The sequence below is a fragment of the Glaciibacter kafniensis genome (assembly GCF_039538945.1).
Classification (GTDB): Bacteria; Actinomycetota; Actinomycetes; order Actinomycetales; family Microbacteriaceae; genus Cryobacterium; species Cryobacterium kafniensis.
In genome coordinates, this window is sequence record NZ_BAABCN010000002.1 from 415363 (window position 1) to 427814 (window position 12452).

Below are 12452 nucleotides of genomic sequence, written 5' to 3' on the forward strand. Positions count from 1 at the left end.
CGCAGACCCCTGCAGAACATGAGAGCAGTAAGGATTCGATAGTGTCGATCAGCACTGGGCCGAGCACCACAGGAACGGTCAACAGCCGGTCGACCAAACGACGAATCGTCTGCACGATCATTCTGCTGTTCGTGATCGTCGCCGTCTTCGTCGTCAAACTCGTCGACATTCAAGTCGTCAGGGCCGACACCCTCAACTCGGACTCGCTCGGCAACCGTTCGGTCGAAAACACCGTCTACGGCTCGCGAGGCGACATCGTCTCCGCCAACGGCGTGGTGCTCGCCGGAAGCGTCATGCGCTACGACGTGACAGTGTCGCCGAAGTACGCCGCGTCGTTCAAGCGCGACGTCGACGGCACCAAGACGAAGGTCTCGCTGGCAGAGGCGGCCGCCGAGATCGGCGCGCTCACCGGCCAGAGCGGCGATGCCATCCTCGCCATCATTTCATCTGCCCTCGCCGACAACCCGAGATCCGACTATGCCGTGGTGGCGAGACAGATCGACGTGGATGCCTTCCAGGCTCTGGACAAACTCGACATTCCCTGGGTCTACTTCGAGAAGCGCCCGGGGCGGGTTTACCCGAACGGGGCTGTCGCCGGCAACCTCGTCGGATTCGTGTCGTCGGCCGGCGAGGCGCAGGCCGGTCTCGAACTCGCTCAAGACACCTGTCTCGCCAGCAAGAACGGCAGCGAGACCTATGAGAAGAGCGCAGGCGGAGTTCCGCTCCCCGGCAGCACCGTCACCACGAGCAAGGCACAAGACGGCGGCAGCATCGTCACCACCATCGACTCCGACCTGCAATGGTTCGTGGCACAGGCCCTGGCCGCTCAGGCGCAGAAGACCGGCGCCGCCTGGGGCAACGTCATCGTGCAGGAGGCGAAGACCGGCAAGCTACTCGCCGTCGCCGACTACCCGTCTGTCGACCCGAACAACGTCAACGGCACGCCCAACCCCGACGATCGCGGTTCCCGTGCGTTCACTGCCTCGTTCGAGCCAGGCTCGACCTTCAAAGCACTCACCGCCGCGTCGGTGATCGACGCCGGAGTCGCAACGCCGAACGACAAGATCGTCGCCCCCTACCGCTACATCCCGGCTAACGGCGCCGACATCAACGACAGCTCGATCCACGGCGACCTGAATCTGACTCTGACCGGTGTGCTGATCGAATCCTCGAACACCGGTATGTCGAAATTCGGCGAACGTCTGACCGACGAGCAACGCTACGACTACATGACGAAGTTCGGAGTCGGCACCGAAAGCGAGGCGGGCTTCCTCGCCGAAGACTCCGGAATCCTGCACCCGTGGGAAGACTGGGACAACCAGACCTCCTACGCCACGATGTTCGGCCAGGGCCTCACCACCACCGCCATCCAGGGCGCAAGCATCTACCAGACCATTGCCAACGGCGGGGTGCGGATGCCCGTGCAGCTGGTGTCGGGATGCCGTCAGGCTGATGGAACGCTCACCGAGGTGCCGTCGACCGAGGGCCGACAGGTGATTTCAGCATCCGCTGCCACAGAAACGTCACAGATGCTCGAGATGGTCTATCAGCAGGCGTGGCTGAAAGATGTCTGGAATATTCCCGGGTATCGCGTCGCCGCAAAGACCGGAACCGCGCAGATGCCAGACGGCAACGGCGGCTATTCCAAAGGCTACTTGGTGTCGGTTTCGGGGTTCGCCCCTGCTGACGATCCTCAGTACGTCGTTACGGTGAGTCTCGCGGATCCTGTTAACATGAATACATCTGCCGCGCCTGCTCCGGTCTTTCAGGAGGTCATGAGCCAGGTGCTGAAGAAGTATCGGGCAGTTCCCTCAGGTGCCCCTGCACCTGCACTCCCTGCCACCTGGTAAGAAAGCGAGCCTGTGACCAACTCGGCGCCCTCGGCTCTTCGTCCACAGCACCCCGTACCCCGGTCGCTGTCAGGACTTGTCGAAGAATTCAACCTCGATCTCCGCGATGACATCGATGGACTCGAAGTGACCGGTGTGAGCCTCGGCTCACACACCGTTCAACCCGGAGACCTCTACGTCGGTGTCCCCGGCCGCAACAGCCACGGCGCCCAATACGCCGCTCAAGCGGCCGAGGCCGGCGCTGTGGCGATCCTGACCGACGAGGCCGGTGCTGCCTTCGCCGCCGGCAGCGGTCTGCCGGTTCTGGTGACCCCGGATGCCCGTGCCGCACTCGGCGCCGTCGCCGCCTGGATCTATCGCACCGACGAGAACCCGGCCACCCTGTTCGCCGTGACCGGCACAAACGGCAAGACCAGCGTCGTCTACCTGCTCTCCGCCATCCTGAACCAGCTCGGGATTGTCTCCGGGTTGACGTCGACGGCGGAGCGTCGCATCGGCGACCTCGCGGTGACCAGCTCACTGACCACGCCGGAGGCGAGCGAACTTCACGCTCTCCTCGGCCGGATGCGCGAGGCAGAGGTGCGCGCCGTCGGTATCGAAGTCAGCGCACAGGCCCTCACTCGCCACCGCGTCGACGGTCTCGTTTTCGACGTGGCCGGGTTCACCAACCTCAGCCATGACCACCTCGACGACTACGACGCGATGGAAGACTACTTCCAGGCCAAGCTCGAGCTGTTTCAGCCCGATCGCTCGAAGCGCGGCGTCGTGAACGTCGACTCTGAGTGGGGCCGTCGTATCGTCGACGAATGCCGCATTCCGGTGACGACCCTGACCACACGCACCGACATCGAGGCCGACTGGCGGATGCGTGTCACCGCCGAGAGTGCCCTCTTCACCGAGTTCGTGCTCGAAGGCCCTGAGGGCCGTCAGCTCACCACGCGTGTGCCGCTGCTCGGCTGGTACATGGCTGCCAATGCCGCCCTGGCCATCGTCATGCTCGTCGAGAGCGGCTTCGACCTCGAAGCGATCGAGCACACTCTCGGTCGTGACGGCGGAATCGACGCCTACATTCCGGGACGCGCCGAGCGGGTGTCCGGCGAGCACGGCCCCCTCGTCTACATCGACTACGGCCACAGTCCAGACGCGTTCCTCAACACGCTCGACGCCATCCGCAAATTCACCACCGGCCGCGTGATCATGGTTTTCGGCGCCGACGGCGACCGCGACACCACCAAGCGCGCCGAGATGGGCGCAATCGCCGCTCGCGGCGCCGATGCGGTCGTCATCACCGACTTCCACCCTCGTTTCGAAGACCCCGCCCTGATTCGGGCAGCCCTGCTCGACGGTGCACGGGCCGCCGTGCCCGACGGCGAGTTCTACGAGGTGCCCGACCCACGTGCGGCATTCCGCACGGCCCTGTCGCTAGCCAAAGATGGCGATTCCATCCTTTACGCCGGCCCTGGCCACGAGGACTACCACGAAGTTGCCGGAGTGAAAATCCCCTATTCAGCACGCGAAGACGCCCGTACCGCACTCCGGGAAGCCGGGTGGTTGTAAATATGATCGCACTGACACTTGCCGAGATCGCCTCGGCCACGAACGGCATGCTGCATCTCGACGGATGCGACGCCACGCCAGAGACCATCGTCGACGGCTCTGTGCACACCGACTCCCGTGAGGTCGTTCCCGGCGCCATTTTCGTCGCCAAGCCCGGCGCGGTGACCGACGGCCACCTTTTCGCTCCGATCGCCGTCGCCAATGGCGCAACCCTGCTGATCGTCGAGCGCGTGCTTGACCTTCCCGTCGCACAGCTCGTGGTCGCCGACGCCGTCACCGCTCTCGGCGACCTGGCCACCGAGGTCGTCACCCGCGTGCGCGCGCTCGGCCGCCTGAAGATCGTCGGGGTCACCGGCTCCAACGGCAAGACCACCACCAAGAACCTGATCCGGGCGGTGCTCGAACGCGTCGGACCCACCATCGCGGCGCGGGCATCCTTCAACAACGAGGTCGGCGCGCCGCTGACCATGCTCGAGCTGACCGAAGAGACCCAGTTTCTTGTCGCAGAGATGGGTGCCAGCGGCGTCGGCGAAATCGCACGTCTCGTGCGCATGGCGCGCCCCGACGTGGGCATCGTGCTCAAGGTCGGACTCGCGCACGCCGGCGAGTTCGGCGGCATCGAAGCCACAGTGCGTGCGAAAACCGAGATGGTCACCGACCTGCTTCCGACGGATGTCGCTGTGCTGAACGCCGACGACTCTCGCGTCGCCCAGATGGCCGCGCACACCGCTGCCCAGATCACCTGGTTCGGTCTCGACAGCCCGCTGCTGACCGCGCCAGACGTTCATGGCTCTGAGGCGCATGCGGTGCGCGCCACCGACGTTCACGCCTCGGCACAGGGCACCACCTTCACCCTGCACCTCGCCAACGGCGACTCGCGCCCTGTGGCCTTCCAGGTGCTCGGCGAACATCATGTGATGAACGCCCTGGCCGCCGCAGCGGCAACCGAACTTCTCGGCGTGCCCATTGACGACATCGTGTCTGCCCTCGAATCGGTGCAGACCGCCGAGCGTTGGCGCATGGAGGTCATGGGCGGCAGAGACGGCGTGACCATCATCAATGACGCCTACAACGCCAGCCCCGACTCGATGGCCGCAGCGTTGAAGACTCTGGCACAGATCAAAACTCCGGGGCAGCGCACCATTGCGGTGCTCGGCGAAATGAGCGAACTGGGCGAACTGGCCGGGGAGGAGCACGACTTAATCGGGCTGCTCGCCGTGCGGTTGAACATCTCGCAGCTCATCGTCGTGGGCTCCGCGGCTCGCCGGATGCATATCAGCACCATCAACCAGGGCTCTTGGGACGGCGAATCACTCTTCGCCGACACGCCGGAGAGCGCCTTCGAATTGCTTCGCACCACAGTGAAGCCGGGGGATCTGGTGTTGGTTAAATCATCGAACTCCGCAGGCTTGCGCTTCCTGGGCGACCGACTGGGAGAATTGTTCTCGTGAGAGCCCTTCTGATTGCCGGAGCCTTGTCGCTCGCCTTCACTCTCTTTTTGACCCCGCTGTTCATTCGGTTGTTCAAGAAGCTCGGCTGGGGTCAGTTCATTCGTGACGACGGCCCGCAGAGTCACCACGCCAAACGGGGCACCGCCACCATGGGTGGCATCATCATCATCCTCGGCGCTGTGATCAGCTATTTCACGGCGATGTTGGTGACGGGTGAACACATTCCGGCCTCCCCATTGCTCGTGCTGTTCATGATGGTCGGTCTGGGTCTCGTCGGCTTCGTCGATGACTTCCTGAAGACTCGAAACCAGCGCAGTCTCGGTCTGGGCGGCTGGTCGAAGGTCGCCGGTCAGGTCATCGTGGCCGGAACCTTCGCCTGGCTGTCGGTCCAGTTCCCGAATAAGAACGGTGTGACACCGGCCTCCACCCACATCTCGTTCCTGCGTGACCTTCCGCTCGACTTCCTGGCTCTCGGCATGATTGTCGGAACGATCCTGTTCATTGTTTGGGTCTGCCTGCTCGTCGTCGGCACGTCGAACGCGGTCAACGTGACAGACGGTCTCGACGGCCTCGCAACCGGCGCGTCGATCCTCTCCATCGGGTCATTCATCATCATCGGGTTCTGGCAGTCGAACCAGGCGCGGTTCGGGGGAGCGGATGTCGCTGACCTGTACCGCTCCTATGACGTGCGCGACCCGCTCGACCTCGCCATCGTCGCGGCAGCCATCGTCGGTGGCCTGATCGGGTTTCTCTGGTGGAACACCTCCCCAGCGAGGATCTTTCTCGGCGACACCGGTTCGCTCGCCATCGGTGGCGCGCTGGCCGCTCTGGCGATTCTCAGCCGTACCGAGCTCTTGCTGATCCTCATCGGTGGCATCTTCGTCATCGAGACCGGTTCGGTCATTGTGCAGCGCGCCTACTTCAAAGTCACCCGCGGCAAACGCATCTTCCTGATGAGTCCCATCCACCACCACTTCGAGCTCAAGGGCTGGGCGGAAGTCACCGTCGTCGTGAGGTTCTGGATCATCGGCGGTCTGCTCGTTGCGGCCGGCGTCGGAACCTTCTACCTCGAATGGCTGTCGCGCACACCATGAACCGTCTCGATACTCTGACCAGCTGGCACTCGGATTGGACCGGCCTGAAGGTTGCCGTGCTCGGGCTTGGTGTGACGGGCTTCGCCGCGGCGGATACCCTCGCCGAGCTCGGCGCCGACGTGCTCGTCGTGGCCGCCGACACCAACACCGAGCGCGCGCAGCTGATCCCGGTGATCGGCGCGCGACTGGTGCAGGCCGACGCCGATGAGATCCCGACCGAGCTGATTGACCTCCGTCCCGACGTCATGGTGGTCTCGCCCGGCTACCACCCCGACCACACCCTGCTCGAATGGGCGATGGCCAACGATGTTCCGGTCTGGGGCGACATCGAACTCGCCTGGCGACTGCGTGACAAAGTCGGCGCGCCCGCCGCATGGATTCTCGTCACCGGCACGAACGGCAAGACGACGACGGTGCAGATGACGGCGAGCATTCTGGCCGCCGCCGGTCACCGTGTCGCGCCGTGCGGCAACATCGGCATTCCCGTTCTCGACGCAATTCGCGACCCGCAGGGCTGGGACGTGCTCGTCGTCGAACTGTCGAGCTACCAGCTTCACTACCTGCCGACGAGCGGCCCAGGCGCCCTGGTGCCGTGGGCAAGCGTGTGCCTGAACATTGCTGACGACCACATCGACTGGCACGGTTCGGCCGAGGCCTATCGGGCGGCGAAAGCCACGGTCTACGCGAACACGATCACCGCCTGCGTCTACAACAAGGCCGACAATGCGACGCGTGAGATGGTCGAGGAAGCCGACGTGCAGGACGGCGCCCGCGCGATCGGGTTCGGCCTCGGGGTGCCAGGTCCCAGCGATTTCGGAATCGTTGACGGCATCCTCGTCGATCGCGCATTCTTGCCAGAGCGGTTCAACGAGGCTCTCGAGCTGACCACGCTCGACGACCTGGCCGCGGCAGGGCTGTCGGCGGCCCACATCGTGTCGAACATTCTCGCCGCGAGTGCGCTCGCGCGATCGTTCGGAGCCACTCCAGCGCAGATTCGCCTGGCCCTCGATACCTTCCGGCTCGATGCGCATCGCATCGAGGTGGTGAGCGTCGTACGCGACATCCGCTGGATCGACGACTCGAAGGCGACCAACCCGCATGCGGCGGATGCCTCGCTGCGCGCTTTCGACTCGGTGGTCTGGCTGGTCGGCGGGTTGCTCAAGGGTGTCGACATCGACGACCTCGTTGCGAGCCATGTCTCCCGCCTCCGTGCAGCAGTCATCATCGGTGTCGACCGGGTTGCCTTGCGTGAGGCATTCGCCCGGCACGCTCCTGAGCTGCCCGTCATCGAGATCGACACCGACGTGTTCGACAACGTCATGCCAGCCGCCGTCGACGCCGCCGGCTCGTTCGCCCGCGCCGGCGATGTCGTTCTCCTGGCCCCCGCTGCCGCCTCGATGGACCAGTTCGCCTCCTATGGCGAACGTGGCACCCGTTTTGCCCAGGCTGTTCACGAGTATCTCGCAAGGTGTGACGGGTGAAGAATCCGCCTCGGACGCGCGCGAGGAGGCCGGGTGACGCAGAGGGAACCGGGCTGGAAAACGCCGAGGCTGCCGTGCGGGCCACGGCCTCGTCAGCTCGAATCTCGCTGGGACGCGTCTTTCGGGCCGAGTCGGCGAACTATTTTCTGCTTCTCGGCACCACCCTGTTTCTGGTCGCCTTCGGGCTGATCATGGTGTGGTCGTCGTCATCGGTGATCTCCTATCTCGACAAGTCAGGATTCTTCGGCGGGCTGCTCAGGCAGGGCGGGTTCGCGATCATCGGCATCCCGATCATGCTCATCGCCAGCCGGATGCCGGCGAAGTTCTGGGCACGCATCGCCTGGCCGACGCTGCTCGTCGCCTGTTTCCTCCAGGCTCTCGTGGTGTTCACCGGGCTGGGCCACACCGTTGCCGGAAACACCAACTGGCTGACCATCGGCAGCATCCAGTTTCAACCGTCTGAAGGCATCAAGGTGGCCCTGGTCATCTGGCTGGGCATGATTCTCGCGCAGAAGCAGGACAAGCTCGACGACTGGCGCCACGTTTTTATTCCGGTTTTCGGAGTAGGCGGCGCCGCCGTCGGACTCGTGTTGATCGGTGGCGACCTCGGCACAGTGATCATCATGGCCGGGCTGCTCTTCGGCGCGCTGTTCTTTGCAGGGGTGAAACTGCGGTTGCTTGCTGTTCCGCTGATCGCAGGCACCGTTCTCGCCGTGATCGTCGCGCTCTCGAGTTCCAACCGGTTCACCCGCATCATGAGCTTCATCGGTGAGGGCTGCGATGAGGTGAAGGGGTCGATCTCCGACGCCTGCTGGCAGCCGCTCCACGGCACCTGGGCACTGGCCAATGGGGGAGTGACCGGGGTCGGCCTCGGCAACTCCAAGGCCAAATGGTCTTGGCTGCCCGCCGCGGACAATGACTACATCTTCGCCATCATCGGTGAGGAGCTCGGGTTGATCGGTGCGATCGTCGTGCTGCTGATGTTCGTGCTCCTGGCGATTTCGCTCATCAGAATCATGCGTTCGAGTACGTCGGCCCAGGGCAGGATCACCACCGCAACCGTGCTGGTCTGGATCATCGGCCAGGCGCTGGTGAACATTGCGGTGGTGCTCGGCCTCCTTCCCGTTCTCGGTGTTCCGCTGCCCTTGATCTCCTCGGGCGGCACCGCCCTGATTACGACTCTGCTCGCGATCGGCATCGCGCTGTCGTTCGCGCGCACCGACACTTCGCTGAAGGAACTTCACCCATGACCACCTATCTTCTCGCCGGCGGGGGGACTGCGGGGCATGTGAATCCGTTGCTCGCCGTGGCCGACGCCATCCGTGCGACAGAACCCACCGCGACGGTACTCGTGCTCGGTACCGCTGAAGGACTCGAGGCCCGGCTGGTTCCCGCTCGCGGCTACGAACTGATCGTCATTCCGAAGGTGCCTTTTCCGCGCCGGCCGAATCGTGCGGCACTCTCCTTTCCCGGTCGCTTCAACAACGCGATCACGCTGGTCGCCGACGTGATCAGCAGCCGGTCGGTGGATGTCGTCGTCGGATTCGGCGGCTACGTGTCGACGCCCGCCTACCTGGGCGCGCGTCGTGCCGGCATTCCGATCGTGATTCATGAGGCCAATGCCAAGCCCGGCCTGGCCAACAAGCTCGGTGCGCGATTCAGCACTCACGTGGGGGTGGCTTTTCACGGCACCCCGCTTCGCCACGCCGAGTTCGTTGGCATGCCGCTACGGCCAGAGATCGAGAACCTCGACCGGGCAGTGACCCGGCCGGAGGCGCTCACATTCTTCGGTCTCGGCGCCGACCGCCCGACGCTCCTGGTGACGGGAGGCTCGCTCGGCGCCCGGCGGCTGAACCAGACTCTGGTCGCGTCGGCCGCCCCGATCATTGCCGCCGGCTGGCAGGTTCTGCACATCACCGGGGAGAAGTCTGAAGTGTCGGACCCCGTACTCGAGCACTACCGCATGATCGCCTACTGCGATCGGATGGATCTCGCACTGTCGGCAGCGGATGCCGCTGTCTCACGTGCCGGCGCAGGCACAGTCAGCGAGCTGGCCGCGCTCGGCATCCCCGCCGTGTACATTCCCTACCCCGTCGGCAACGGTGAGCAGCGGTTCAACGCCGCCGAAGTTGTGGCGGCCGGCGGCGGAATCCTCGTCGACGACGCCGACTTTGTGCCGGAATGGGTGGGCTCCGATCTCGTGCCGTTGCTGGCCGATCGCGCGCGAGTCAGCGCGATGGCCACCGCGGCGGCATCCGCCGGAGTGCGCGATGGGGCAGCGCGAATGCTCGACCTGATTCACCGCGCGCTGTAACCAATCCCGACTTCCCAGCCGCCGGAGCGTAACGTGGAATGCGGCAGGATTGAGCTGCACGTCTGGTGAAGCCCCAGGCGGTCGAACGGCCAGCCAGACTGTCACCACCACGTATCCACCGCGTATTTTCCAGCACGATCGTCAAGAGCAAGAGAAGAGCCTTCACCCGTGATCAAACCCGACCTCACCCTTACGGTTCCGCAAGAACTCGGCGCTGTGCACTTCGTGGGTATCGGCGGAGCCGGGATGAGCGGTATCGCCCGGCTGTTTCTGGCTGCAGGCCACACCGTCACTGGGTCAGACCAGAAAGAGTCAGAGAACATCGACGCCTTGCGCAATCTCGGCGCCGTCATTGCGATCGGACACGACGCGAAGAACGTCGGCGATGCCGACACCCTCGTCGTGACCGGCGCCCTCTGGCAAGACAACCCGGAGTATGTTCTCGCACTGGAGCGCGGCATCCCTGTGCTGCACCGGGCACAGGCTCTGGCCTGGCTGATCAAGCAGCAGCGCCTCGTTGCTGTGGCCGGTGCGCACGGTAAGACGACGTCGACCGGCATGATCGTGACGGGTCTGCTCGGCCTCGGCCAAGACCCGAGTTTCGTCAACGGCGGTGTGATCGAATCGCTCGGCGTGAGTTCTGCGAGCGGTAGCGACGACCTCTTCGTCGTCGAAGCCGATGAATCAGACGGCTCATTCTTGCTCTACCAGACCGCCGTTGCGCTCATCACCAACGTTGACCCTGACCACCTCGATCACTACGGCTCTGTCGAAGCCTTCGAAAGCGCCTTCGTCTCGTTCGCCCAGTCGGCATCCGAGTTCGTTGTCGTGTCCTCTGACGACAGCGGCGCCGTCGCGGTCACCGAGAAGCTCGTCGACAAGCGGGTGATCACGTTCGGTGAGGATGCCGCTGCCGACGTGCGCGTGCACAGTATCGTCACCGACGGCCCCGTGCGGTTCAGCGTCGCCTGGAACGGCGCCGACTATTCGGCCACCCTGCGTGTTCCGGGCCGCCACAACGCCATCAACGCGGCCGGAGCCTTCGCGGTGCTCGTCGGACTCGGCTTCGAGCCTGCCGCCTCACTCGCCGCGATCTCCGCCTTCGGCGGAACCGGCCGCCGCTTCGAACTGCACGGAACGGTGGGCGGCGTGAGTGTCTACGACGACTACGCGCACCACCCGACCGAGGTTGCAGCCGCTCTGTCGGCCGCGCGCACCGTCGTCGGCACCGGGCGCATCATCGCCGTGCACCAGCCGCACCTCTACAGCCGCACCCGTTTGTTCGCCCGCGAGTTCGCCGATGTGCTCGAGAGCCACGCAGACCACACCATCGTGCTCGACGTCTACGGCGCGCGTGAAGACCCAGAACCCGGTGTGACCGGAGCACTCGTCTCCGAGAAATTCGCCGATGCCTCGAAGGTCGCGTTCGTGTCTGACTGGCAGGAAGCCGCCGACTACCTGGCGAGCATCGCCCAGGACGGCGACTTCGTCGTGACCCTCGGGTGCGGTGATGTGAACCGCATCGTTCCCCAGCTGCTCGAGTCCCTGACCCGGACGCGCGGATGACGCGCCGCCCCGCATGAGGCGGCCACCGAGCCTGGAGAGGCCGGCCGATCCCGATCCGGCAGCGGAGCGCGCCGGAGCTGCGGCGAGCCCGAAGCCGCGTCGCACGCGAAAGTCGGCGGATACGGCCGGTTCCGCTGTACCCAGCGCATCCGCTGCGTATGCTGCGCCGCCGCCGAGTGACCTGAGTAGCGCGACAACCGAACCGATCACGCTGCCGACCCTGCCAACGCAGCCGGTCGTGCCGACCCAGTCGAGCGCCGCTGCCGCCACCGTGGCCCCTGTCGTCGCTCTGCAGCGTCCAGAGAAGAAGAAGCCCAGCGCAAAGGCCACGCGCGACGCGGCGACTAACGATCCAGCCGCCCTCTCGCCGGCCGCCGCCCGCAAACAGCTGCGTGCGGCAACCAAAGCCCGTAAGCACTATGAGCGTGGCGAGGTGCGCCGGTTCACCTGGCGGTCGCGTCGCCGTCGCCGCACCTGGCTCGTGCTCGGCGGAGCGGTTGCCGCCCTCGTCGCCTTCGTCGTCGTCGGCGCATATTCGCCGCTGATGGCGCTTCGCACGATCGAGGTCGTCGGAACGAACCGCATCCCGGCCGAACAAGTGCAGGCGGCGCTTTCTGCACAGATCGGCACCCCGCTGCCCATCGTCGACGGCGATCAGATCAAGCGGGAGTTGTCGACATTCACCCTGATCCAGAGCTACTCCACCGAAAGCCGCCCTCCGAACACGCTGGTGGTGCGCATCGTCGAGCGCGTGCCGGTCGGGCTGCTCACGACGGCGGGCGGATTCGAACTCGTCGACGCCGCTGGCGTTGCATTGCAGTCCGGTGCCGAGCGGGTGCCAGGCTACCCGGTGATTATCGCGACGAACGGTGTCGGCCATCCCGGTTTCACCGCAGCGGCCGCCGTGATCAGGGCCTTGCCTGAGAGCATCCGCACCCAACTCGATTCCGTGACCGCTGCAACGACAGACGACGTGACGCTCACCTTGGCCGGTGGGGAGCGCATCGTCTGGGGGAGTGCGGAGCGTTCGGACTACAAGGCCGTCGTGCTCGCCGCGTTGATGGTGACGTATCCGCCCGGGTCGGTCGGAGAATACGACGTGACCTCACCAGATAGCGCTGTGCTGCGTTGAGTTTCGA

Annotated in this window: 9 protein-coding genes; all 9 read left to right on the top strand. The window is 65.0% G+C overall.

Translation table 11 applies throughout. The features are described 5' to 3' along the window. The first annotated feature begins 41 nt into the window (after positions 1-41). The gene (locus ABD791_RS02455; protein ID WP_345061937.1) at positions 42-1850 is read left to right on the top strand and encodes a peptidoglycan D,D-transpeptidase FtsI family protein; all 1809 of its coding nucleotides are present in this window, start codon (positions 42-44) and stop codon (positions 1848-1850) included. A 12-nt stretch (positions 1851-1862) separates the two neighbouring features. Next, a complete protein-coding gene (locus ABD791_RS02460) occupies positions 1863-3407 on the top strand; it encodes a Mur ligase family protein (protein ID WP_345061939.1) in 1545 nt (514 codons plus the stop codon). 2 nt (positions 3408-3409) lie between these two features. After that, positions 3410-4858 (top strand): UDP-N-acetylmuramoyl-tripeptide--D-alanyl-D-alanine ligase, encoded by a 1449-nt coding sequence (locus ABD791_RS02465; protein WP_345061941.1) that lies wholly within the window; start codon positions 3410-3412, stop codon positions 4856-4858. Then, positions 4855-5952, top strand: coding sequence for a phospho-N-acetylmuramoyl-pentapeptide-transferase (mraY, locus tag ABD791_RS02470; protein WP_345061943.1), 1098 nt, complete (start codon positions 4855-4857; stop codon positions 5950-5952). The genes ABD791_RS02465 and mraY overlap by 4 nt, the downstream gene beginning before the upstream one ends. Next, complete coding sequence (murD, locus tag ABD791_RS02475) at positions 5931-7433, top strand: UDP-N-acetylmuramoyl-L-alanine--D-glutamate ligase (protein WP_345061945.1); 1503 nt, start codon at positions 5931-5933, stop codon at positions 7431-7433. The genes mraY and murD overlap by 22 nt, the downstream gene beginning before the upstream one ends. Continuing rightward, complete coding sequence (gene ftsW / locus ABD791_RS02480; protein WP_345061947.1) at positions 7430-8683, top strand: putative lipid II flippase FtsW; 1254 nt, start codon at positions 7430-7432, stop codon at positions 8681-8683. Before murD ends, ftsW begins: the two co-directional genes overlap by 4 nt. Then, positions 8680-9747: a UDP-N-acetylglucosamine--N-acetylmuramyl-(pentapeptide) pyrophosphoryl-undecaprenol N-acetylglucosamine transferase gene (locus ABD791_RS02485; protein ID WP_345061949.1), complete on the top strand. Its 1068-nt coding sequence runs from the start codon at positions 8680-8682 to the stop codon at positions 9745-9747. Before ftsW ends, ABD791_RS02485 begins: the two co-directional genes overlap by 4 nt. A gap of 168 nt (positions 9748-9915) precedes the next feature. Next, positions 9916-11313, top strand: a complete 1398-nt coding sequence (gene murC / locus ABD791_RS02490; protein ID WP_345061951.1) for a UDP-N-acetylmuramate--L-alanine ligase — start codon at positions 9916-9918, stop codon at positions 11311-11313. Between the two features lie 13 nt (positions 11314-11326). Further along, positions 11327-12445: a cell division protein FtsQ/DivIB gene (locus ABD791_RS02495; protein ID WP_345061953.1), complete on the top strand. Its 1119-nt coding sequence runs from the start codon at positions 11327-11329 to the stop codon at positions 12443-12445. The last annotated feature ends 7 nt before the right edge of the window (positions 12446-12452 follow it).

Bases quoted from the DNA above. Each gene is read 5' to 3' on its own strand.
- ABD791_RS02465 (WP_345061941.1), top strand. From the start codon at position 3,410: ATGATCGCACTGACACTTGCCGAGATCGCCTCGGCCACGAACGGCATG.
- murD (WP_345061945.1), top strand. From the start codon at position 5,931: ATGGCTGTCGCGCACACCATGAACCGTCTCGATACTCTGACCAGCTGG.
- ABD791_RS02485 (WP_345061949.1), top strand. From the start codon at position 8,680: ATGACCACCTATCTTCTCGCCGGCGGGGGGACTGCGGGGCATGTGAAT.
- ABD791_RS02495 (WP_345061953.1), top strand. From the start codon at position 11,327: ATGAGGCGGCCACCGAGCCTGGAGAGGCCGGCCGATCCCGATCCGGCA.